This is a genomic window from Paenibacillus ihumii, assembly GCF_001403875.1.
In the GTDB taxonomy this organism is placed as follows: domain Bacteria; phylum Bacillota; class Bacilli; order Paenibacillales; family Paenibacillaceae; genus Fontibacillus; species Fontibacillus ihumii.
In genome coordinates, this window is record NZ_LN884299.1 from 3,848,581 (window position 1) to 3,873,401 (window position 24,821).

A 24,821-nucleotide genomic window follows, 5' to 3' on the forward strand; every position below is an offset into this window, starting at 1 on the left:
AAAATGAGTTTTTTCTATTAATAAACTAATGCAAACTGCCGCATGACCTATGGCTCCTTGTCTGTCACTTTTACTTGGATAATTTAAGGAAGCCTTCCCCGAAGACATCGCGAACATCCTGTATGGTAATAAATGCATTGATATCCTCGGCGCGTACAATTTCTTTGAGCATAGGAACCTCTTTCTTGCTGATGATGATATACAGAATTTCTTTCGTATCCTTCGTATAGTATCCATAACCCGACAGCACGGTTACCCCGCGATCCATCCTGTCAATCACATGGCGCGCAATATGATCCTGCTTGTCGGAAATGATGGTAACCGCCTTTTGGGGATTGAGCCCTTCGATGATAAAATTCATCACCTTGGTCGCGGTAAACAGCAATACAATCGTACTCATCAAACCTTTGGCCCCGATAATGAATACGGACGAGCAGGCTACAATCAGATCAAAGAACAAAAGCCCGTAGCTGATATTCCAATCCAGATACTTATTGGTAATTCGGGCCAGAATAACGCTCCCCGCCGTTGTCCCGCCCACTCGGACAATCATGCCGATGCCAGCCCCGATAAATACTCCGCCGAAGAGCGTGTTGACCCACAGCTCATTGGAATCAATCCTCCACCCCTCCGTCAGATGCAGAAAAATCGAGTTGAGCACCACAACAATAATCGTATACTGCATTGTCTTCTTGTCCAGGAACTTATAACCGACAAGGAGCAGAATCCCATTCAGGATCAGGTTCATCAGCCCTGGCGACCAGCCAAACAGATAATACAAAATAATAGTAAGCCCCGTAACCCCGCCTTCTCCCAGGTCGTTGGGGATAACAAATAAATTCACTGCCAGTGCAAACAAGAAAGCCCCCACAATAAGTGAGGACATGTCGATTATTCTTTGTCTCATCAAGTACTCCACCCAATCTGTCTGAAAATTAACCTATATGTCAACAGGTTGTACACTTTTTGATTCTAACATGCGGCTCGTGAATTTAGTATATGGTAAATCATAGTTCCTCTATCCGCACAAGACAGCCTGCAGGCGGCCAAGGTCTAGTTGGTATGCGGCTTTCCTACAGTTTGGTCCCGTACGCCGCGTCCGCCGCGGCTCGGCCGCGGCCGCGGATAACTGTATCGGATGTTACTGACTCTCGTACGCCTTTTGACTGGCCGGAAATGGAATTAGGACTCTCAGGACTCTCTAACAGTGCAATAGCAAGCTGTACTCCGTCTCTTAACCCCTGTATGTATAATTGTTCATTTTCTACTCCCCGTCTAAAGTGATGCTTGTCCTCCCAATCCATGAATCCCGGAATTCTTGCTCGATCCGCACCAGACAACATAGCCTCGAAGGCCAAGCTCTCTTCGTCACGAAGCTTACGCAGCTCAGGCTGACGTTCAATTCGGGCCATAACCTGTTCCAGTCTTTCCTGAATCGCGCCTTGTAACCATGACGGCAAATCCACCTTTCTTTAACCTCCTTCGAACTTGAGTTTAGCTTGAACGCCGTTTAAGTCCGCTCTGTTTGTGCAGCTGGACAATCAGCTCATCAACCTTCCTGCTCTGAGCTTGCAGCGCGTTGTTTTTAAATAAGGGAATTCCATTCGCCAAAGATTCGTTTCCAAGTTGGTTTAACTTTTGTTTTTCCACTTCAAGTGAACTAAGTAAAATCTTCATCGACCAGCCCCCTTTTTACTTTTCTGTGCACTATAAGTCGGATTTTAAATGTATTTAATTTACATTTTGTTGAATACTTTATCTGTTGTGGTTAGTATAACAGACTGATAATGGTCTTAAAAGGGGTAAATTTCCTTGAACGATCAATCCATCATCAAGCAAATTATCGGGAAAACCGTAAAAGCTATTCGTATCAAACAAGGCTTAAGCCAAGAGGATCTGGCGCATGAATGCGATGTTGATCGATCCTATATTTCCATGATTGAAGTTGGCAGAAACGAACCTTCTGTTACGAAAATATTTGAACTTTGTAAAGGACTACAAATTAAGCCCTCCGATTTTTTCAAACTTGTAGAAAATGAGTACATAAAGATACAGAGAGAAAGCAGAGAGGGTTCATAAGAGCGGAAAGCAGTGCTTACGATAGCATGTTTCCGCTCTTACTTTTTATTGTTAGCTAAGAGATAATAAATATTGTGAATCCGAATTCACGGATAAAGAATCAAAAAGGCGACATAATTCCCCCTTTCCGGCTAGTTAACGGTATTGCTATCCATTATGTAATACGATATTGAGTATAAAACTGAGATAAAAGCGTCTATTGCCCAGATACAATAAGCTTTGTTAATAAAAAACATACCCTTGGACGGATTTACAATAATTTACATTATGTTGAATACTTTATCTGTCGTGCTTAGTATAGCAGATTGATAATGGACTTAAAAGGAGTATTTTCCCTTGAGCCATTCGTCCATTATCATTAAGCAAATTATTGGAAAAACCGTAAAAGCTATTCGTATCAAACAAGGCTTAAGTCAAGAGGATTTGGCGCATGAATGCGGTGTAGATCGATCCTATATTTCTATGATCGAAGTTGGCAGGAACGAGCCTTCCGTAACAAAAATTTTCGACCTTTGTAAAGGACTAAGAATCAAACCATCAGACTTTTTCAAGTTGGTAGAGGTGGAGTATGAGAAGTTGCGTGAACAAAGCTAGAAAACGTAAATAAGAGCAGGATACAGGCTCGAATCCTGTGTCCCGCTCTTAAAAAGGGCTTGGTCTTTTTTATTTAGCATCATCTAAGCCAATAGTGTAGCCGTAAAATCCCTTAATGACCATGACATGATCTACTCCCGCCTACTCACTGCGAACTACGCGAAAACCTTGATCAGGACCAAGGCCATTGGCGTCGAACTTGCCCCGAAAAGAAATCTCGTTATTACTAACGTCGCCGATCCAGCCGCCGCCCTTCACAACCCGGAGAGAACCGCTGCGGCTATCCAAGTCTTCACCATACCAGTTCCAGCACCATTCTCTTACATTGCCCGACATATCGTAGAGTCCTAACTCGTTGGGCTCCTTGGCGCCGATCGATTTTGTTTTATTATTGTTGCTTTCGATCTTAGGCCAGTGCCAATCCCCGGATAAGTATTCATCCCCTGCGTTTTTCCAATACCATGCTACATCATCTGCATTATTGCTGCCGCTATAGGTGAAGCTCTTGCTCATCTGACCTCCACTCGCAGCATATTCCCACTCAGCTTCGGTCGGCAATCGGTAACCGTTAGCCCCTTCATTGATCGTTACAATCCATTTTATATTATCGTATTCGCTCTTATTATCTGGATCTTGTTTATTCTTATTTATATTGTAATAAGGTTCTAAGCCCTCTTGTATACTCCGTTTATTACAGTACTCAACCGCGTCATACCAGCTTACCATTTCCACCGGCAATTGGTCGCCAATGAATTCCGAAGGATTGCTTCCCATGACCTCTGCCCACTCTTTTTGCGTTACCTCATATTTACCCATATAAAAATTAGATATGGTTATGTTTTTTCCATAGTAATTGGATTTTGTATTCTTAAAAGCTCCGCCTTTAATAAATACCATATGATCTATCTCTTTAGGCGCTGCATTCTTTTCAGGCTTTGCTTGCGAACATGCGCTGATCACAAACATCATTACTATTAAAAGGAATATTAGTCGTTTTCTCATGGATATATCTCCTTTAAAGTACATGAAATATATAAGGCCGCCGGCCGTTAGACCGGCAGACCTTAACCATATCTCAATGAGAAGAGGATGTCCTGCAATTAATCCGTTACCACACCGTTACGTTAGAGCGCCCGCTGCTTTGATAGCCTTCTGTCGCTAACACCTGGTAAGACCAGTTGCTCCCCAGATGCATTCCGAAATTTCTCCAGGCATTCACGTGGTTGCTGAAAGTAATGGAAACGTTATTCCCGGTCGGTCTCTTCGACTGGCGGACACTCCAGTATTGTTGGAAAGTCTGTGTACCGTCAATGGAAGGTGCATTGTATCGCATAGTCGTATATACGTCGTAGGTGCCCCCATCGCTGGTCACCGTGCCTTTATACGTTCCCGTAGGCCGATAGGTCCCCCAGCTATCCACTACGTAATACTCGATGAGCGCATTTCTCGTCCATCCGTAGAGCGTTAAGTACCCGTTGCCCGACGGCTCCCAGATGCCCGCGTTATAGTTGATTACCCTATTCGGTGACCCTGTATTCCAGCCCTTGCCGACAACAAAATTCCCCGTATTATACCATGTGACACTATAATTTCCGCCAGAACCATTGACCGCATTTACCGTTCCGCCGCCATCGGTCCAATTTTGCCAATAGTCTGTTGCTGCACTTGAGATAGCTGCAAACATGCTAAAACTCATGGAAGCTACAAGAACTGCCGTTAAAATCTTCTTTTTGAACTTAAACATATTCTACCTCCCAAAATATTGTGATTTGTCCCTACTTCCCTGCATGCTACACCCTGTTGGCTGGTCCTCTGTACAATACAAAACTGACTTTGTCGTATTTCCTGTTTTTTTACTACCACCTCCTGACTTGGTAAATTATAGAATGTAATCGTATACATAACTATTGCTAAATTAAAGGATTAATCCTAGTTTTTTTATATATTTTAAATTGCGCCAAAAGCCGCCCCATTAAGGGACGGCTATGCCAGGGAAACCACTGATGCCACACGTTTCACATGATGATAGAGTATTGGGACTGATAAGCTTGCCTGCCTGGATACAGCTGCAATGGTGGCGAACTTGGCTATTGTTGTATTAGCGATTGAATTTATATTCATTTAATTGTATTATTATTCATAAATAATTTGGAGGTTACAAGATGGATAACAAACTCATTGAAGAATTATCCTTGAACCACTGGCAGCCATTATCAACTCTCCTCTACGATGGATGGGTGCTGCGCTTCGCAAATGGATACACCAAGCGGGCAAACTCCATAAACCCCATTCATTACTCAACCGGTGATCTAAATATTAAAATTAAAGAATGTGAAAAAATCTATTCTTCGAATCATTTGCTAACAACCTATAAAATTACTCCTTTTACCTCCCCTGCAAATCTGGACGACATATTAGAAGGAATGGGCTACTCCTTAGTAGATACTACAAGCGTCCAAACCTTGGCTTTAAACAACATCAACGAGCCCCTGCTAACCTCAAATAAGTGAAACTCTTACTACAGAATGGTTAGTAAATTTCTGCAGGCTTAATAACGTAAACGGCGAATACAAAACCGTAATGGAACGCATGTTGAACAATATTAGAACTACCAAAGGATTTATATCGCTTTATTATGAGGAACAAGTTATCGCTTGCGGCCTTGGAGTGATTGAAAGAGAATACATCGGATTATATGATATCGTTACGGATCCAGATTATAGAAATCGAGGCTTTGGAGAACAGATGATATTAAATCTATTGAAGTGGGGAAAAGAAAATGGTGCAAAATACAGTTATTTAGCGGTTGTATTGAATAATGAGCCTGCATTAAGGCTTTACTCAAGAATCGGCTACTCAGAAATCTATAAGTACTGGTATAGAGTAAAGGACAACCTTTAAATAAGAAGGGTTTGCCGCCTTTAAATCTTTGAGCTTGAAGGCATTCTAAAAGATCATATAGGAACATTTTCCTGGTTATGGTAGACTACATATGAAACACCTAATAATAAGCCACTTGGGCGTTCCAAGTCCTCTTTAAGTTCATTAAGTGGCTACAAGATGGGGAATAGTGAGCAGTTATTAAAAGCTTAACAAAAATGGCGCTTGACATAACTAGAACAGGGGCAAAGGGGGGGATAAATCATGAACCTAGCAACATGGATAATAAGTCTGGCTGCATTGGCTTTATCAATCACAGCATTGGTTCGAACGATTAAAAGTAATTAAAGATCACTGAAACTCTGAGCGTTTTACATATTTCTGATACTTAAAATGGGGATGCGATTGTTTGCGTCCCCATTTTATCGCCCATTATTCTAGAAACCTACGCTAACCCCTCGTACATCAAGGAGCAAACGACAGCCCCGCAGGATTTAGACCTTTAATGAGCCGCGGAACCCTCTTGCACCATAATAGGACTCTGCTCCATTATGGTACACGAAGACCGTATCGTATCGGCGATCGCAAAAGAGGGCCCCGCCCAGTTTTCTAATCTTATCAGGTGTCTTCACCCAGCTCGAAGTTTTCAAATCAAAGCTGCCAAGTTTCTGCAGTTCCCGGTATTGTTCTTCAGTTAGAAGCTCGATGCCCATGTCAACTGCCATACCGATTGCGCTATTTTCAGGCTTATGCTGCTTCCTGGACTCTAACGCTTCGCGGTCATAACAAACACTTCTTCGGCCTTTAGGACTTTCCGCTGAACAATCGTAAAAAATGTATTCGTCCGTCTTGCTGTCATAATCCACAACATCCGGTTCGCCGCCAGTGTTCTCCATTTCGCGGAGCGACCACAATTTTTCAGCATGAGCTTCGAGCTTAGCTTGAACGTTGGCCCATTCAAGACCTTGATGGCGGTTCATGTTTTTCTCAAAACGTGATTTTAATATTTCTAGCAGTTCTTCACGTTGTTCCGGCGATAACTCCTTGTTAAGGCTGCCTTTGCTTGTTGTCATGTTCATTCTCCCTTCATTTGTACTATTACCCTAGTGAATTTTTTTCATGGTTCGTTATGTCGGCTTGTCCTCTTTTTCTTATATAACATCTATTTTCATATCAAGTATATCAGTATTCCACCTATCTGTTAAAAATTTTTTATCAACTCTCTTGCTAGTCTCTTCCCAAATTAGTCAGGTTAAACGTATTCAAAAAAAATCACGCCCTCCAGGGAGAACGTGATATAAATCAGCTTGACTTCGTATTTCCACATCGTCAATTACGCTTTCGGGCGACCACTGCTAACCGGCCTTCTTCGGTAGAGTATTCACACGTAGACAGAACAATAAGCTTGTCGCCATATTGGGCTGTCACACCCGTATCGTAAAGAGCGAGTTTTTTGATGTTCTGAATATAGGAGTCAAACTCGGCGGATGTTCCTACATTCTCAATCTGGTAGTATTTAAAAACGTCGTCCGTTTTAAGATAAACCTTTGAGAGAATAACGGCAACAATTTCATATTCTTCGTTCTCATAAAGCGAACTGAACCGGATCGTAGCATGATCCTTATAATAGCTTTCTTTCTTGTACTTCATCAGATCTGCAAACATCACGCCGTTTTTCATGTGATGTCCATGAATCAGCAAAATGTCTGAGCCGTCGATCCGACTGTGTTCATCTAAAAAAGGGAGTCCGTTTTTATTTTTCTTTTTATCAAAATCATGATTGAGATAGTATTCCGCATCCTGTTGGTTCTGCATAATCGGGTAATCAATTCGGGTGCCGTCAATTTTCAGCCAACCTACGATGTCCGGGTTTCTCTTGTAAAGCTCTTGAAATTCAGGGAGCATAACCGGCTCATTCGCCTTCATGATCAAAGGTGAGGGTGTTGCAGCACCCTCGCCTTGTTCCCGGATTTCTATCAATTCTTTCATTTGCCGACGTTCCTCATAATCTCCAAGAAGAATTCTCGCCACATTGAAGAGAGAAAAAACCAGCAGAATGGTGAAAAAGGCGATAAGAACTTTTTTGAAATTGCTCATTTTCTTACCGCCTTTCCTGTTACTAAATGTGTTTCTTCTTCCTGCTGCTAAGCAGACAGAACCCGATTCCAATCAAGGACATTAGAGCCAAAGCCATATAGAAGATTGGCGATAGGCTATGATCTCCTGTTTTTGGAACACTGTCCAGCTCATTGTTACCGTTGTCGGTTACGTTGTTGCCGTTGTTGGCTACGTTGTTGCCGTTGTTGGCTACGTTGTTGCCGTTGTTGGCTCCATTGTTGCCGTTGTTGGCTCCGTTGTTGCCGTTGTCGGCTTCACTGTTGCCGTTGTTGGCTCCATTGTTGCCGTTGTCGGCTCCGCTGTTGCCATTATCGGCTCCGCTGTGGCCGTTGTCGGCTCCGCTGTTGCCGTTGTCGGCTTCGCTGTTGCCGTTGTCGGCTTCGCTCTTACCGTTGTCGGTTTCGCTCTTACCGTTATCGGTTCCGCTCTTACCGTTATCGGTTCCGCTGTTGCCGTTGCCGGAGCTGCCGCCAGAGCTGCCGCCGGAGCCCCCGGAGCCGCCACCGGAACGGATCGGCTTCATCGGCACATCGTATTTTACAATGTCAAAATCGACAGAGATCGTATCGCTCGTGTGCGTCTCGTATCCATCCTTCGTTACGATCAGATAGTAATCCGCTTCAGGAAACACCATGTACGCATAGAAGCCATTTGCGTCGCTATCCTGCTCCGGGCTGTCGTTGTTGTTCGGCATAAAGCCCGGAATCGGAGGAAGCGTTACTTTCGTATTCGGAATGCGCCCGTTATCTATATTCCGCTGCGTATCCGCATAATACAGTGTAACTGTGGCTCCGTCAATTTTCTTGCCAGTAATGGCATCTCCTGTCGTCTCATCATAAACCGTACCGTAAGGGTCGACCAATTCCTCGGAAATATTCAGCTCTCCGTTTGCTTTCACGTTCAGCTGCGTCACTTTGAAGAGCAGTTCCTCGCCGGTCTCAGCTTTATAGCGAACTTCCATGGTGTATTTCTGCTCGCTCAGATCTTCCACTGAGAAGGTGCCGTTCGAAGCCATCAGAAACGCCTTGGGCTTCCCGTTCTCCTCAATATACTTGTCGTTCTTGTCCTTCAAATAGATATACATATTGCTGGTGAGCGACTCGTTGAATAGCACTGTTGTTCCATCCAACTGCTTGAACAGAACGATCCCTACCGCCGTAATGTCCGCCGGAACGGTCTTGTCCGTCACGCTGCTGTCTACATTGGCCTTCTGCGTAAACTCGACAGGGACATCCTTCCCGCCTACCTGGTACAGCTTCGTATACGTGATCGTATAATCGGTATCCGCTGTGGCTGGGACCGAATATTCACCCTTCTCATCCGTCCAAATCGTCTGCTGCTCGTTGGTCTTCTTGTTCGTCACGATAATTTTCGCATTCGGAATTTCTTGGCCTGTGTTGTTGTCACGCAGCACGCCTTCCAAATACGGACGGGTATTGACAAAGTCTGCCTTGGCCAGTTCTTTCTCCGGAATGGCGCCTGCAAGAACGAAGCCTTCAGGATCCGTCACATAGCCGTCTTCCGTATAATCATCCTGGGTCACCGTATACTCGAGATACGTTGGAAGTCCTTGCACAACGAACGTCTGGCCATCTGTAAGCTCGAAGGTCCCTCCGCTCGTGATCGTACCCTTGCTGCCGTCCGACTTCTCATAGGAGTAGAATTCGTTCGCTCCCTCGCCTGTGAAGGTAAGCGTGTACTTGAACGGCTTTCTCTTGTCGTCGTCTTTGCCTTTAACCGTGTTTTTGATGAGCAGGCCGCCCTCCAAGACTCGCACGTTCGTGAATGGGGCCTCTTCATCTTTGCCCTCCATGACTCCGGTGTGCTTCTCAGGGATGGTGGTATCATATTCGTCGGCTGTGTAATCCTTCTGAGTCACTGTGTATTTCAGATCCTTAGGCAGACCCACAATCTCCAGTGCCTCTCCATGCTTGAGTGTGAAGGTACCGCCGGACTTGATCTCACCTTTGCCGCCGTCCGACTTCTCGTAAGAGTAGGTTCCATCCTTGCCTGTGCCGTCAAAGGTCACCGTGTACTCGAACTCCTTCGTCTTGTCGCCGCCGTTGCCCATGACCGTGTTGCTGATCGTCAGCTTGTTGACGGTCCGTTCATTGGTGAAGTCCGCTTCGCGATCGGTGCGCGCCATGACTCCCTCATCAGACAATTCCACAGGGATGGTCGCGTAGCCGTCGTTCTTGTAACCTTCCTGGATGATCGTATACTTCAAATTCTCTGGAAGATCCTTGATTTTAAAGGTCTCATCATGCTTGAGCTCGAAGGTACCGCCGGATTTGATCTTGCCCGTCGTGCCGTCTGAATGCTCGTAATCGTATTCTTGACCCTTACCTGTACCGTCAAAGGTCACCGTGTACTTAAACGGCTTGTCCGGTTCTGCACCGTCCCCCGTAACGGTATTGCTGACGGTCAGATCGCTAACGAATCGCTCGTTGAGAAAATCTGCTTTGTGGTCGCCGTTATTCTCGATTGTGCCAAACAGCTCTCTCGTCTCCGGTGTGGTCGTATAACCGTCAACGGTCGTATAATCGGCCTCGGTTACGGTATAGACCAGATCCTTAGGCAATGCCGGGAGCGTCACAGATTCCCCGTGCTTGAGGGTAATCTTGCCTCCGCTCTTAATCTTGCCGGTGCCGATTGTACCATCCGGCTCCTTGTAGGTATAGGTGTACTCTCCGTCCTGGCCCTCGCCAGTGAAGGTCACGGTGTATTCGAAATTCTTGTCCGGATCGCTGCCGTTTCCTTTCACCTCATTGCTGATGGTCAGCTTGCCTTGGGCAGGGGTAGGGACAACGAGCGGATCCTCACTGGTTACTTTTACGCCGTCTACCCAGATCGGCTTTCCGGGCGTGTTTCCTACATACACCTGATACACATGGGTGATCGGCAGCCAAGTATTTGTGTCAATATAAGTTTCCTTCAGCTCATAATACCCCGGTTCCGGGAATAGCAGATTAAGCTTGCCATCATTCCCGGTTTTTCCTTTGGTGACTTGCGTTCCGCTATCTTTCTTATACAGCGTAAATTCTACGTCCTTCAATGGATCGCCATCGGGATTTACCTTTTTCAGGGGCAGCAGGGCATTGTAGTCAGATGCTCCGGCTACGTCTGAACTGTCTAGCGTGCTTTCGCTTCTGGCACTGATAGATTTCAGCTTATCATCGCCAATCAGCCTTACCTCGTTGCCCATTTTGTCTCCGGCTTTCGCTTTAGATGGGTCAACCTCTGTTTGGTACACAAACTGGTAAAACTTATTAGGGTCGTCCATTTTGAATTTTAGAACTGTGGTGCCTCCCGCGCCTGGCGCAGCTTCGACCTGAACTTCAGCATTCGGGTCGCTCAAGTCCAGTGCTGCGCCCTCTCGTTCCAGAGCTCCGCTCGCAGTTAGTTTAGCAGGATAAACTGCCATACTAGGCGCTGTCAACACAAGCTTCCCATCTACATCATAGCGTAGGTTCATGTTAGCACCTATCGTATCTTGCAAAACCACGCCCTGCTTCATGTTGAATGGCGGAGTATAGTTCACCGTCCATTCGAGCACCCCTGGAACTGGCTTCGTTACCGACTTGCCCAGGGTCTGAATAGGTACAATAACTTTGCGCTGTTCGGTGACGACCTTTTCCACACCGCCCCATGTCATATGCAGGTCGGCTTTGTTATACAGCACCTGCCTGTCTGTACCGTTTGTAGTATATTCCTCTAAATAGTTCTCCAGAGCCGCATTGGAAGGTCTTGCCTTCACCAGAATGACATAAGGGCCTTCCAGCTCAGAGAAGGTGAAGGTGCCTACGTTGCCGCTATGGGAGAAACTCACCACATGAGCAGGGTCGTTCGGTTTGATTTCTGACAAGGCGGTATTCCGAGTTGGACTACCATTGCTTGAGCTACCTTTCCAAAGCTCAAATTCCTTCTCTTCGGAGAAAGGAACGAATTCCCAGCCCTCCGGCAAGGTATCCACCAGCTTCACATTGGTGATAACCCGACTTCCGCCATCCTTCGCCATTTCGACCGTGTTGTAGCCCGGCATATTGACGCCTAGGCGGAAGGTCACCGTCTTGGTTGTACGGTCAAAGCCAGCCAAGGTGTATTCGTCGCCGCTTGATGTGCCATCATAACCGATATAGCGGTGAACGTCGTTCGGGGTATACCATGTGTCTGCCGTCCCGTCCTTTTTAATAGGATAGGATGCCGCAAGCATATCCTTGTTCAGCATACGCATGTGAAGGTTTGCACTGTTTTGCGCTTCTTTTATGGTTTCGCCATCAAAGAGCAAAGCCCGATTCCAGTGTGTTTTCCCTGCATTAATATCCTGCCTGAAGAGGACATCCAGGTTGGTTTCAAGTGCACGGAAACTGAAGGATGTAGCTTTGTCGGTGTTGTATCCGGTCACCTTGATCAAATCCGCCACCTCTTCACCGTTCACGGTTAAAGGGATAGCCTTCAATGTCAATCCAGACGCATTGTTTACACCCTTCAAGGTTCCATCCTGATACTTCTTCCAAAGCTGCGCAGTATTAACTTTTGCTTTGATTTTCGCAATCGTTTCCGCGCTGACCTCACCGGATGCATCCACTGCGTTATCCAGTACGTTCAAATCTCCGCCATGTACCAGCACATCGTATACCACCGCATCCGGCAGGGCATACTGTGGCGTTAGATTGATGGTCCAGGTAATGCCGCCTAGGTTATAATCCGCCGTCCCAATATAGGCTGATTTTGTAAAAGTGTGCGCCCCGATGGTGACAGTTGCCTCATCAGTCACTGCGTTAGGCCTTGTACCGGTCACTACATCATTGTTCTGTATGCCATCTGGTGTATCCAAATTCCAGTTGGCACGTGGGTCGATTCTGAAGTTGGAACCGCTTTGTACTTTAGTCTTAATGATTAGTTCCACTTTACCGTCAATATCGCCAAAAGAATACATACTGTTGTCATCTGGTATAATCGTTTTCACATCAGATGCAACGTTATCCACCCATGTCCGCCATGTAGCTGATTCAAATTTCAGCCCATCAGGTAATACATTTGTGATAGAAAAGTCCTTTAACCCTTTTTTGTTATAGTGGTTGGCAGTAACTGTCCATGTGATGGTTTCATTAGGATGGTCATAAGAAGCGCTAGCTTGAATCCAATCAGGCTTGAAGGCGACGCGCCACGTGTTCGAGGAGCGCAACTTTTCATCCGACGCATCCCTCAGCTCCGCGCTATTGGTGACGGTCTGCCATCCACTATCACTGCTCTTATACTCATAGTAATACTTCGCCTTGGGAATCCACGTTTTGAAGGTTATGGTCGCCTTGTCGCCGAAGTCCGGAGGAAAGGTGTAGGCCAGTGTGTTTGTGGTTCCGCTATCCAGCTTTACCGCCTCACCGTTGACCTTGAAGGAATCCTCTACGTAGGTGCCCACCTGAGCTGGATCGAGCGCATTATAAAATGTCATCTCATCCAGCGGCTGCGGGATAGTAGGATCCAACATATCCGTGGCAGCGACGTCCACCCGCCACTCGATCGCCCCCTCTACAAGAGCCGCCGTAGAGATCCAAGCGTTTTCGGATGCGTTGCTGTTGGACCTCATTGTGATGCTGTACGCCGGCGTAACGTCCGGGTTCTTTAGCTGGTACGCTCCCCCGAAAATGGAGATGGGCTTTGTATCGCCAAACTTCATTTCCCCTAAATCGGCATTGGCAGTTGTTTCAAAGCTGAAGACAATGCTTCGTCCGACGCCGTTGAAAAGGTTGTCATCACCGTTAAACACAATCTTGATGCTATTCGGAGTGAAGTAGGCGGTTCCAAGCTGTTTTATACCTGAATCAGTCTTTGCATTCAGGGTTTTAGTAGCTGTTGGCAGCACCACTTCCTTGAAGTAGTCTTCTTTTTTCAGCTCAATCCAGTCACCCTTTTGAATGTAAAGGTCGGGATTCGCATTTGTCGGATCATCGTCATCACCATTCACTGGCACCCTGAGGCCTTCCGACTTGAGTGTGAATGGCTGTCTGCCCTGGATGGTGCCGCCGGGATCAACAATTTGACTATTCTGCACTACCTCCAGCGGAAAATTCTCCGCATTTTCCCCGTAAATTTCCATGAAGACGGCTGTTTTATCCGTTGGACCAGCCATTAAGGCCATCGGGACGGCAGCCTGCACATCATCGTACACCGCCTCAGTGACCGACGGTTCGGTCGCCGCATCCGGAGAGCCCTCCTCGCTGACTGCTACCGACCCAGAATCGCCTAGCAAGCTCTCCGCAAATACAGGAGCAGAGAACGTTTGTAAAATAAGCATAAGCGCTAGGCAGAAAGACAGCACAGATTTGCTTATACTCCGTTTTCGTTTCATTCCTAGATTCTCCTCCATTCCCGAAGTTCTGTCGACAGCAAGATCATCTGCCTAAAAGTGCACAACGAATAGACATATGCTATTCGCTTGACCCAAGCGGCCCTTAGCATCTTCGAAACTTGTGGAGTTCTAGATGGCCGCCGAGCAAGCTCCATGGGTTGCGGGCGGTGATCCATGCTTAGTAATTTCCTCCTCTCCGTCGACTATCTTCGCCAATCATATACTGTAGAAAACAGAATACGCCAAGTTTAGACAGCGTATCCGTGCATTTTACTACCGGGACCTATACAAGAACTGCACGATAACTGTACAAAAACTGTACAACTTTTCGACAAGAATAATTCAAATCATTTAAACATCAAAAGGCTCTGAGTACGATGCTCAGAGCCTTTTGATTTATTAATTTTTCCAATGGTCGAAGAGCATTAAGTCAAACTCCCTTCTATCCATATATATTTCACCCATTGTCCTTCTGATCAGAATTCACTTCCATATTCCTTCTCAAAGTTATCGAGCAGGGCACGCACTTCATCCGTTGACTTGGTGCTCATCATTTGATGTCTTAATTCACTAGCCCCCCGAAAGCCTTTGACATATACTTTGAAGAAGCGCTGAAGCCCTGACATTGCACGTGGCAGCTCCTCGATATATTGATCATGAAGATCAAGGTGCAGCTTTAGAAGGTCCAGGTATTCTTTCGGGCTATGCTCTTTGGGTTCTTTTTCAAAAGCAAACGGATTGCTGAATATTCCCCGCCCGATCATAATGCCATCTACACCGTATTGCTCCGCAAGCTTTAGCCCTGTTTCACGGTCAGGAATATCTCCGTTAATGGTTAGAAGGGTGCTTGGGGCCACTTCATCACGCAATGCTTTAATTTCCGGAATCAGCTCCCAATGCGCATCCACTTGGCTCATTTCCTTTCTTGTTCGCAAATGAATAGAAAGATTAGCAATATCCTGTTTTAATATATGCGTTAGCCACCCCTGCCACTCGTCGATCTCCTCGTATCCAAGTCTTGTTTTCACACTTACAGGCAGTCCTCCCGCTTTGGCGGCTTGGATAATTTCTGCTGCCACATCTGGGCGAAGAATCAGGCCGCTCCCCTTCCCTCTCGATGCCACATTGGGAACAGGGCAGCCCATATTGATATCTATGCCTTTAAATCCAAGCTTCGCCATCCCGATACTCATTTGACGGAAATATTCAGGCTTATCTCCCCAAATATGGGCAACCATGGGCTGTTCATCTTCTGTAAACATCAAACGTCCACGCACACTTTTATGCCCATCGGGGTGACAATAACTTTCCGTGTTTGTAAACTCTGTAAAGAAAACATCAGGTCTTCCAGCTTTGCTCACCACATGACGGAACACCACATCGGTCACATCTTCCATGGGAGCAAGCACAAAAAAGGGCCGCGGCAGATCAGTCCAAAAATTGTTTATCAAATCAAACTCAAATCCTTTCATTATATAGAAACGACATGAAGCTCTCGTCCATGATTCTCGGGTCAAATGTTCCAGATCTTTTACACTTATAACATGCCTCATCCCTTATGATCAACCAGAAGTACTCAGGGATATTACAATTTATAAAAAAATAAAAAGCAGCTTATCGGGCCGCGGTAAGCTGCTTTTATGCATATGGATGGGTTTATTTGAGCAATGTGATTAAAGCTCTCTATAGGCTGGCTGTATGAACTCTGGAGCGGATTGATCCGCCGGGTGTTCATAATATGGCGACTGAACTGACGCTTGTGCTTGAGCCTGCAATGGCATTGTCTGCTGTGCTTGCTGATCAAGCTCATCTACAAACATGATTCTGCGCTGAACTTGCATCAGCCCATTGACGACGCGAAGCGCGATCCAAAAAAGTACAACTCCCACGCCTGCATAAAGCATATATTGCTGATTATAGGTCCAATCGATATGAAAATAACTGAACAAGCTATGTTCCAAAATATCCAGCTGAATTTCATTCATCAAAATAATATGCACGACGGGAAGGGTAATCAGTCCAAGTGCTAGTGAAATCACAGTTACCATAATAACAAAGAATACAATGCCTGTTACAAATCTCATGATGACGAGCAGCAGATTTCGAATAAATAGCCTACCGTTAAAACCTCTCACCATCCGCATAAACCAGTTCTGCCCAGCAGCGGACTGTTGATTATAGGTATACGAAGCAGGAGCAGCCGGTAAACCTAAAATTTGTCTAATTATGCTTTGTTCAAAATTCACAATCCCATCCAACAGTTTAGCAACTCCAAAAAACAGCGGTATTCCGATAAATATGGGAGTTAAACCGATAGATAGTGCAAGTCCCGTTATCGCTACTGTAAAATAGATAATCCCTAATGGGAGAGATAGCAAAAAATAGAGGATTGTTGCATAGGTTTTTGGATTAAAAAGCACCCAATTCACTTTACCTGTCGGCGTTTTGGCATTCGCTTCAGTTGCCTTCATCATCAAACACTTCCTTTGGATTCATAAGTTCACGTTCTAAATTATGAATCCTATTATAACCGCCTTATTCGCCTGTCATAACCGTCTTAGGGAGTGTCTGAACCCCGCCTTTAGGCTAGGATCGAGCCTCCGCCCCCTGGGCAACCTGCTACCCTTGGATCTATTATGAATTGCTCTTCTGCAAGCCTGATCCCTCCCTATGGAGTTCACCAGAAGATTGACGAACAATTAACTCGAAGGGCAGCACCATCTTAAAAGGAATTGGATAGCATCCGTCAATGAAATCAATGACGGTCTTGGCTGCGACTAAGCCCATCTCATATTTCGGAATATGGATGGTTGAAAGCGGAGGTGAGGTATACTTGGATACCTCAATGTTATCTAATCCAATGAAGGCGATATCATCGGGTATGCGCAATCCCTGTTCAGATACCGCACGCATAGCAGCAATAGCCATCATATCGCTAGCGCAGAACATGGCAGTTGGCAGATCATTTCGATATTGAGTAAGCAGCTCGCTCATCTTGTCATAGCTGATATCTACATCCCATTCCGCATTTATGATCCACTGGGAATTGATTGGTAAATCCGCCTCTAATAATGCTGTCTTGTAACCTTGAAAACGCATATCTTTATCTGCGCTGTCAACCAAATCAATTCCACCGATATAGCCAATTTTCCGATAGCCTTGATCAATCAAGTGGCTGACAGCCGCTTTAGCAGCGATCACCCGATCGTACACGATTACTGGGAGCGTCGGATCTGTTAGATCAATGCCTACACAGAAGGGAACCCTTTCTTTCAAAGCTTCGACTAACGAAGGATTAACATTCTCGATAATGATTAATCCTTCGGGCGCGCCATCCTCGAACAATCGGTTCTGCTGCCATTCCTCGATGACTTCGTCCTGTGTTTTTATAAACGCCAAAGAGGCTCCCATCTCCTTCAGCTTGTCCTTGATCCCGGCTAACATAGGCGAAAAAAATGGATCATTGTGCTTGTTATTCGGAAAAGATAAAATGCAGCCAATCTGCTTATCTGAATGTAAGGACGCCACCATTTTTTGCTTAATTAACCGCCGTTGTGTATCGCTCGTTTTATAGTTAAGCTGCTTGACAGCCTCCCAAACCTTCGCTTTCGTCTCGGCACTGATATGTTTGCTAGTATCTTCATTAATTACCCGAGATACTGTCGATATTGATACCCCAACCATTTGGGCAATATCCTTCAAAGTTGGCATTGAACTCCCTCCGTTACCCAAACATTTTCCTAAAAACGAGTAGTTTTATTCTTTATTTTTCCTCATATATTGCCATACTAGCCCTATTATTACAAAGTGTCAACAAAATATGCCAAGCAAATAAAGGGTAACATCCAGCTATAATAGTGCAAAAAAACCAATAATAGAAAACCATCAATTATTTTTATTGTATACCCAAACTTTTGGGCATGTTGACAGCGGTTTCATCATCCATTAACATTGGATTCAATTAATTTTTAAGTAAAAATTGTTTGTTTGGGTGTATTTGGGGTGATATTTTGGGCAACGTTTTTTTGGAGGTGAGCTATGATCTTAATTTCTAGTGTTCAAACCAATTAATTTGTTCTTTGCTTCCATGAGCGAATATTCATAATACGGGGGGAAATGGCTATGAAAAAAATAATGAGTATGCTTCTAGTTATACTTTTGCTTGCTGGATGTGCTTCATCTGCTGGGAATAAAAGCGGCAGCAAAAGCGATGCCAAAAAAATTACCATTCGAACGGCCAGTATGTATGGTGGAACAGATCCTGGATCACAAAATTATCAAAACATAATGAATCAATTTATGGCTGACTATCCAAACGTAACGATTGAAGATGAATCTGCTCCCATTGACGAGCAATGGAGAGCTTCCGTCATTAATGACTTTAACTCAGGCAATGAACCCGATGTTATTTATTTCGTGCACCACGCGGATGGTCAAGCCCTGGTGGATACGGGACAAGTTGTTTCTGTAGAGACGATCCGTGAAGTGTATCCGGATTATGCTGCAAATATTGGCGATAGCGCCATGAATGTTCTACGCAAGAAGGACGGCCAGGTTTATTGTGTGCCGATGACCGGCTACTGGATGGGTAACTTTGTAAACACGGAACTCTTTGAAGAGTACGGACTAGATTTGCCTACAGATTGGGACAAGTTAGTTACCGCAGTTGAAACGTTCAAAGAAAATGGGGTTACTCCTTTTGCGTTAGCGTTAGGTCATATCCCTCATTTCTTTATTGAGCATATGTTCTTGTCTGCAGGAGGGGTAGAAGCACTACAGGAGCGCCCAAATTCAGAAGAAGAAGTGCCAGAAAGCTGGGTTAAAGCGTTGGAGATTTTGAAGGAACTGTATGATATGGGCGCATTCCCTGACGATACGAACTCGACTACCGAAGAAGCAGTCAAATTACTATTTAATGAAGGAAAAGCAGCTATGCTCGTTAGTGGAACTTGGCATCCGGGATCTATCCCCGTCGAAGATCCTACCGGTCAATTAGTAACACAGGATCAAGTTATGGTTATGCCCTTCCCAATGCATCCGGACGGTAAAGGAACTCCAGGAATCGTTGGCGGCTGGAATGGAGGATTCTATATTTCCAAAGCAGCTTGGGAAGACCCGGAAAAACGAGATTACGTCGTAAAATTGGTGCAGGCTCATACATCCTCTGAGGCAATCTCAAATTATACAGGTAAAGATACAGGCGGTGTCTCGCCTGACAGCAGTGTACCAGTACCAGAAGTGTCGGATCGCCCGCTGGTAGATCGAGGATTTAAGTTCTGGGCTGAATACAGCGCAAATCATGCAGATCCGGCATGCGATCATATGATGTCAGATCCTAAGAACATCCTATACCAGGGCTTGACCAAAATTGTCACAGGGGATCTCACCCCGGAAGAACTGCTTAAGCAAGTAGCCGAGAAGAAGCCATTTGATTATTAGGAGTAAAAAGCGAAGCCGAATCGTGAGCTGGGCTCTTCTTAATCCGAGAATGCTCAAAGAAAGATGGTGTCTAAACCTTGGGAACGATGATTTATCGTAAGAAATACTTAGCTGTATTTTTTATCGCGCCTGCATTTCTATTCTTACTGGTATTTGTATGCTATCCGTTCCTAATGAACATTTATAACAGTTTTTTTGAAATTAATGTATTAGGCGCACCGATCGGCAAGTGGAACCATTTTGAGAATTACAGGATGCTGTTTAAGGATCCCAACATGATAACCTCCATTAAAAATACGTTTTTGCTCATGGCACTCGTTATCATTTTCCAGGGGGGAATTGCGCTCCTGCTCGCTCTGCTCGTCGATTATATCCGCAGAGGCGCCCAGTTGTATCGCGTTATTTTCTTTTTTCCAATGGTCATCTCTGCTGCCGCCCTAGGATTAATATTTAATTTGCTCTATCTGTATCCTGACGGTCCTCTGAATGTGATTATGACTTCATTAGGCTTCGATCCAATCATATGGAAAGGGGAAGGAAATGCATTTGCAGCCATCGCTATTCCGACGATCTGGAGCAATGTTGGTTTCTACTTCGTCATTTATGTGATGGGGATCAATAATATCCCTACCGATGTCATGGAAGCCGCCCAGATTGACGGTGCAGTCGGTCTCAAAAAAACACGGTACCTAACTATTCCGCTTCTATATAATGTGTTGACTACTACCTTCATCTTGATGATTACAGGTGCATTAAGAGTGTTTGATATGGCCTGGATATTGCTCCCGAACGGTCAGCCTGGAGGTTCAACTTATCTGACAGGCACCTACATGTATCAAATGACGTTCATAAACCGAAATGTCGATTATGGCGCGACTATTGCAGTATTTATCGTTATACTGGGTATTTTATTATCCCAGTTGACTAACAAAATATTTAAACCGAAAGACTACTAAATTTTTCTCTTTAAAATGGCTTTCTATGGGTTGAATGGAAAGGGGTTAGATTGTGGGTATTCATGAATCAACAATACAAAAAACACGGAAGCCCAAATTTTCTGTTTTACAACTGTTAACGCATGGCATCCTGGTCTTGTGGGCGATCACAAACGTGTTTCCGTTCGCATGGGTCGTCATGAATTCGTTCCGGACACGTCAATATATTCTAACCGAATCATTTCGTTTCCCTACAAACCCTACATTGGAGAATTATTTCAATGCGTTTATCAAGATCGATATTTGGCGTGCCTATGCGAACAGTTTTGTTGTTTCTACATCTGTAGCTGCATTGACCGTCCTCCTGGCTGGACTTGCAGCGTTCGGATTGACACGTTATATCTTTAGAGGCCATTCAATCTTAATATCGGTCGTCTACGGCTGTTTAATGATCAGCGTGTACTCTACGATTATTCCCGTCTTTTCTTTATTGCTCAAATTAAATCTGATTAACACTTTAGTCGGTTTGATCTTGCCCGTAACGGCAGGCAGTCTGGCATTCGCCATGGTTGTGTTGATCGCTTATATGTGGGGGATACCAAGGGATTTAGAGGAAGCTGCATTCATCGATGGCTGTAATGTATTCCAGATTTGCTTCAAAATCATATTTCCATTAAGCAGATCTGCATTTGCTACGGTTGCGATTTTCTCTTTTCTATGGTCATACAATGATTTATTTACCCAATTGTTTATATTGCGTCAGAAGCAAACGTGGACGATAAACCGATTGCTGAATGAGATCAGCTCTATGTACGGCACAGATTATGGGTTGATGGCCGCATCAATTACACTCGTAGTTATTCCCGTATTAATCGTTTATATTTTTATGCAAAAACATATTATTAAAGGTTTAACGGCAGGGGCTATTAAAGGTTAACGGCTTATTTTCAGGAGGAGAGGTATGAGAAAAGTAACTGTAACGCCAATGACAAATCATGAGACCATTCGTTTTGCAGCGGAAGAATTAGTACGATACTTGAATGCCATGGGGAATGCGGCAACATTATCATCAAGAGGCGATGGCATTCTTATTGGCGAATATGATGCTCTTGGCTTGGAATCAAGCATTAATCATCCGCTGGATGACGAGGTTTATATCGATATTCAGGAATCCAAGGGAAAGATCAGCGGCCCCCATCCACGCAGCGTATTGTTCTCGGTTTATCGTTACTTAACCGAATGCGGCTGCTGCTTCCTTCACCCTACGCCTGGCGGAGAGAAAATTCCGATTTCTGCTGCCCCGATGGATTGTTCAATGAAAGAGCGACCAAGTTACAGGTATCGATCAATCAGCTTAGAAGGAGCAAGCAGCATTGGTAATTTGCTCGACCTCATCGATTGGCTTCCCAAGGTTGGTTTGAACAGCTATCATACGCAGTTGAAGGATGGCTTTACTTTTTTCGAACGATGGTACTCCCATAAGATGAATCCATTTAAAGAAGCGGAACCGATCGATCTGCCGACTGCTACACAATATATGAAAGAGTTGACGGTTGAGATTAAGAAGCGGGACTTAATCTATCAGGCGATGGGGCATGGATGGACATGCGAGCCGTTCGCGATTAACGGACTTGGCTGGGACAGTGTAGAGCTCCATCTTCCGGATGAAACGATGCAATATTTGGCCATGGTTCAAGGGAAAAGACAGGTGTGGCGGAACATTCCTGTCAATACGAACGCTTGCTACTCCAACCCAGAAGCACGGTCGCAAATTGTACAGTTTGTTGCGGATTATTCGGCCGACAACCCAGAGATTGATTTACTGCACTTCTGGCTGGGGGACGATCTGAACAATTACTGTGAATGCGATAATTGCGCGAAATACCAGCCTTCCGATTGGTATGTAATGATGTTGAATGAATTAGACGAAATTTTGACCAAGCGCAACAATCCGGTTAAAATCGTGTTTCTCATGTTTTACGAGTTACTCTGGCCTCCGGTTCACAAAAGAATCAGCAATCCCGAACGTTTCATTCTGCTCTTTGCTCCGGTTTCGCTAGATTATACAAAGCCGTTTAAAGTAACTAAAGAGCTGCCTCCGCTATCCGAGTTCCGTCTCAATAACATCATCGAGGCACATGGAGTTGAACAGAATGTGGCTTACTATCAGGCTTGGAAAAATATTTTCTCCGGAGATTCCTTCGTCTATACGTATCACTTCATGACAACCGGATGGGAGAAGGATCTTGCTGGCTATCATTTGGCTAAAATTTTGCATCAGGATATTCGCGAGTTCGGAAAGCTCGGGCTGACAGGTGTTAATTCTTGCCAGGCCCAGAGGGTGTTTTTCCCTACAGGGCTGGGAATGACCGTCTATGCTCGAACATTATGGAACGACAGGCTTGAATTCGAGGAAATTTCAAATCGCTACTTTGAAGAAGCATATCCAGGGTATGGTGTGGCTGTAGAAGCATTTATTGCCAGCTTATCAAGTCAATTCGATCCGGTCTATGTCCAGATGGAGGTGCCTAGAGTGGATGAGGCGGCAGCACAGCGTTTTGAGGAGATTCCTGCCTATATTGACACCTTCATTCCTGTAATTACAAACAATTTGAATCACCATGACCCAGCCGTTCGAACCAATTGGCGTCACTTGTATATCTATAGTCTCTTAATGAAGAAATGCGCCGTCATGTTCCAGAGTATAGCCCTTGGACAGCAGGAACGTGTTAAACAGGAGCTTTGGCCAGATTTCATCCAAACGTTCTTTGAATATGAGGATGTCCTATACCATGTGTTTGACATTGAATGGTTTGCCAAAAGGTTTAAATCGATGCAAGTCGATGGCAATAAACATTTCGTGAATTACGAGTAATCTTAGAGCTATCAAGTTTAGGCCACAAAGGACATGATGTCCTTTGTGGCCTTTTATATATGAAGAATTAAAGCAATGCCACTTATTATTTATTAATCGATAACTCCTCCGCAATTTGTGTAACCATAGAGTTGTCATAGTCACTTCCAAACTCCCAAAACATGGTGCCGCCTAAGCCTAGATCTTTGACGTAATTCAATTTCTCGGTTAATCCTTTTGGCTCAATATAGCTCATCACAAATTGCTTTTTGTTATCAAATACAGTTGCTATATACATGACTTTTGCGTCTTCATCCCACTCTTTAGTAAAGCCATTTTTATTCTCTAATAAATCTTTTACACGTTTTAATCCAGGATCCTGCGAATCATAAAAACCAGCTTGTTGTAATCTTTCTTTAATAATAGGATAATGCTCATCCGATCTAACAATCTGTGGGATTGGTGCTGCAAATGCTAATCCCAAATTAATTTTCTCTGGAGGGCATCCATTTTTGAGATAATTCTGTACAGCCTTATCTACCCAGTAACCTTCATTCGCATTTTTTGCTGGCCATTTCTTGGATGGGTAAAGAGCTGATCCAAAATAATTCGAATCGTACTGGAAGTCATAAGTCATAATATTGATAAAGTCTAGAATAGGTATAATTTTATCGAACTCTGTCCATGTCCCATCTTCTCCGCCAGCTTCTGTGCCTGTAAACAATGTATTTGCCGATCCGGCAATCGTCAGAAGCTTATCATGACCAATAGCCTTTCTTACTTCCTGTAATAATAACGTAAAATTATGCTTATCTTCTTTTCTTGCCTTAATGGAACCCCATCCCCCATTTACAGGGTACTCCCAGTCCAAGTCGATTCCATCTAAATCATACTGGGCAATCACCTCTTTAGTTGATTTAGCAAAGGTCTTCCTCGCTTCTTCCGTCGCCGCTGCATCTGAAAAACCTCTAGCATCATAACCACCTATAGATAAAAGCACCTTTAAGTCTGGATTTTTTGCCTTTAATTCATCCAATCTGGATAAATCTGATGCAACTTTTGGCGGTAAATAAATGGTGTGTAGTTGTTCAGGTCTAAAATACTGTGGTGTTGCTACATCCGGATTAAGCTCGGGTCCAAACAATTCACCTGTCTCCGAATTTTTAACATCTTTGTATTCCTCATTATAAATAAGTCCAAAAGAATAATTTAAGTGGGTAATTTGGGTTACGTCAATCTTTGAAATATCACTTCCTCTCTGAAATACATAACCAACATTCCTATACTCTTTAGGCTTAGTGACTTCTTTCGCTTGTACCCCATTTACGCTTACTACAGGCAATGAAACCGCTAACATAAATATGAACAGGGTTTGTAGCCATCTTTTCTTCATACCTTCCTCCCGGGATCGTTATTTATACAAATTTACCGTATATGATCCAATTGTATGCTTTACGTTAAAATTCATTTCAGTTATTTTTGTAAGGTGATATCATTAGGCTCAAATCATTGATGCCCATATTGCCGCTTATAAAGAATTATGGGATGACACTGGTGACGAAGTATGGGA

The 24,821-nt window shown here is 44.4% G+C and carries 20 protein-coding genes; 8 read left to right on the forward strand and 12 right to left on the reverse strand.

Annotated features, from left to right (window positions below; all coding sequences use genetic code 11):
• Positions 1–70: 70 nt before the first annotated feature.
• The 3 genes from BN2762_RS24500 to BN2762_RS24510 form a co-directional block, all read right to left on the reverse strand.
• On the reverse strand, positions 71–907 hold the full coding sequence (locus BN2762_RS24500; RefSeq protein WP_055109471.1) for a YitT family protein: 837 nt from the start codon (positions 905–907) through the stop codon (positions 71–73).
• A 166-nt stretch (positions 908–1,073) separates the two neighbouring features.
• Complete coding sequence (locus BN2762_RS24505) at positions 1,074–1,466, reverse strand: hypothetical protein (protein WP_055109473.1); 393 nt, start codon at positions 1,464–1,466, stop codon at positions 1,074–1,076.
• A 28-nt stretch (positions 1,467–1,494) separates the two neighbouring features.
• Positions 1,495–1,677, reverse strand: a complete 183-nt coding sequence (locus tag BN2762_RS24510) for a hypothetical protein (protein WP_055109475.1) — start codon at positions 1,675–1,677, stop codon at positions 1,495–1,497.
• A 135-nt stretch (positions 1,678–1,812) separates the two neighbouring features.
• On the opposite strand from BN2762_RS24510, the gene BN2762_RS24515 reads away from it, so the two are divergent.
• Complete coding sequence (locus BN2762_RS24515; protein ID WP_055109477.1) at positions 1,813–2,079, forward strand: helix-turn-helix domain-containing protein; 267 nt, start codon at positions 1,813–1,815, stop codon at positions 2,077–2,079.
• 336 nt (positions 2,080–2,415) lie between these two features.
• On the forward strand, positions 2,416–2,673 hold the full coding sequence (locus BN2762_RS24520) for a helix-turn-helix domain-containing protein (RefSeq protein ID WP_055109480.1): 258 nt from the start codon (positions 2,416–2,418) through the stop codon (positions 2,671–2,673).
• Positions 2,674–2,814: 141 nt separating this feature from the next.
• Here BN2762_RS24520 and BN2762_RS24525 read toward each other — a convergent pair whose 3' ends face one another.
• Together BN2762_RS24525 and BN2762_RS24530 are read right to left on the reverse strand one after the other, a co-directional pair.
• Positions 2,815–3,675 (reverse strand): formylglycine-generating enzyme family protein, encoded by an 861-nt coding sequence (locus BN2762_RS24525; RefSeq protein WP_055109482.1) that lies wholly within the window; start codon positions 3,673–3,675, stop codon positions 2,815–2,817.
• A 106-nt stretch (positions 3,676–3,781) separates the two neighbouring features.
• On the reverse strand, positions 3,782–4,417 hold the full coding sequence (locus BN2762_RS24530) for a glycoside hydrolase family 11 protein (protein ID WP_055109484.1): 636 nt from the start codon (positions 4,415–4,417) through the stop codon (positions 3,782–3,784).
• A 418-nt stretch (positions 4,418–4,835) separates the two neighbouring features.
• Here BN2762_RS24530 and BN2762_RS27970 point away from each other — a divergent pair, with 418 nt between their 5' ends.
• Entirely contained in the window at positions 4,836–5,183 is a 348-nt protein-coding gene (locus BN2762_RS27970) for a hypothetical protein (protein WP_230202592.1), read from the forward strand.
• Between the two features lie 79 nt (positions 5,184–5,262).
• Positions 5,263–5,574, forward strand: a complete 312-nt coding sequence (locus tag BN2762_RS27975) for a GNAT family N-acetyltransferase (protein WP_230202593.1) — start codon at positions 5,263–5,265, stop codon at positions 5,572–5,574.
• A gap of 473 nt (positions 5,575–6,047) precedes the next feature.
• On the opposite strand, the gene BN2762_RS24540 is transcribed toward BN2762_RS27975, so the two are convergent.
• The 6 genes from BN2762_RS24540 to BN2762_RS24565 all read right to left on the reverse strand — a co-directional run bounded on the left by BN2762_RS24540 (position 6,048) and on the right by BN2762_RS24565 (position 17,734).
• Positions 6,048–6,626, reverse strand: coding sequence for a DUF4256 domain-containing protein (locus BN2762_RS24540; protein WP_055109486.1), 579 nt, complete (start codon positions 6,624–6,626; stop codon positions 6,048–6,050).
• A gap of 256 nt (positions 6,627–6,882) precedes the next feature.
• Positions 6,883–7,650, reverse strand: a complete 768-nt coding sequence (srtB, locus tag BN2762_RS24545) for a class B sortase (protein ID WP_055109488.1) — start codon at positions 7,648–7,650, stop codon at positions 6,883–6,885.
• A gap of 22 nt (positions 7,651–7,672) precedes the next feature.
• Positions 7,673–14,023 carry a DUF7601 domain-containing protein gene (locus tag BN2762_RS24550; RefSeq protein ID WP_055109490.1) on the reverse strand — a complete coding sequence of 2,117 codons (6,351 nt, stop codon included), beginning with the start codon at positions 14,021–14,023 and terminating at the stop codon, positions 7,673–7,675.
• A 476-nt stretch (positions 14,024–14,499) separates the two neighbouring features.
• Positions 14,500–15,495 carry a tRNA dihydrouridine synthase gene (locus BN2762_RS24555; RefSeq protein ID WP_074048685.1) on the reverse strand — a complete coding sequence of 332 codons (996 nt, stop codon included), beginning with the start codon at positions 15,493–15,495 and terminating at the stop codon, positions 14,500–14,502.
• A gap of 201 nt (positions 15,496–15,696) precedes the next feature.
• Positions 15,697–16,494 carry a sensor domain-containing protein gene (locus tag BN2762_RS24560; RefSeq protein ID WP_055110392.1) on the reverse strand — a complete coding sequence of 266 codons (798 nt, stop codon included), beginning with the start codon at positions 16,492–16,494 and terminating at the stop codon, positions 15,697–15,699.
• Positions 16,495–16,657: 163 nt separating this feature from the next.
• A complete protein-coding gene (locus BN2762_RS24565) occupies positions 16,658–17,734 on the reverse strand; it encodes a LacI family DNA-binding transcriptional regulator (RefSeq protein WP_055109492.1) in 1,077 nt (358 codons plus the stop codon).
• Between the two features lie 411 nt (positions 17,735–18,145).
• Here BN2762_RS24565 and BN2762_RS24570 point away from each other — a divergent pair, with 411 nt between their 5' ends.
• From BN2762_RS24570 to BN2762_RS24585, 4 genes are all read left to right on the forward strand, one after another.
• On the forward strand, positions 18,146–19,462 hold the full coding sequence (locus BN2762_RS24570; RefSeq protein WP_055109495.1) for an ABC transporter substrate-binding protein: 1,317 nt from the start codon (positions 18,146–18,148) through the stop codon (positions 19,460–19,462).
• 86 nt (positions 19,463–19,548) lie between these two features.
• The gene (locus tag BN2762_RS24575) at positions 19,549–20,418 is read left to right on the forward strand and encodes a carbohydrate ABC transporter permease (RefSeq protein ID WP_055110395.1); all 870 of its coding nucleotides are present in this window, start codon (positions 19,549–19,551) and stop codon (positions 20,416–20,418) included.
• 52 nt (positions 20,419–20,470) lie between these two features.
• Positions 20,471–21,334 (forward strand): carbohydrate ABC transporter permease, encoded by an 864-nt coding sequence (locus BN2762_RS24580; RefSeq protein WP_222861115.1) that lies wholly within the window; start codon positions 20,471–20,473, stop codon positions 21,332–21,334.
• 24 nt (positions 21,335–21,358) lie between these two features.
• Positions 21,359–23,272 (forward strand): DUF4838 domain-containing protein, encoded by a 1,914-nt coding sequence (locus BN2762_RS24585; RefSeq protein ID WP_055109497.1) that lies wholly within the window; start codon positions 21,359–21,361, stop codon positions 23,270–23,272.
• A gap of 85 nt (positions 23,273–23,357) precedes the next feature.
• On the opposite strand, the gene BN2762_RS24590 is transcribed toward BN2762_RS24585, so the two are convergent.
• The gene (locus tag BN2762_RS24590; RefSeq protein WP_055109500.1) at positions 23,358–24,644 is read right to left on the reverse strand and encodes a glycoside hydrolase family 18 protein; all 1,287 of its coding nucleotides are present in this window, start codon (positions 24,642–24,644) and stop codon (positions 23,358–23,360) included.
• Positions 24,645–24,821: the final 177 nt, after the last annotated feature.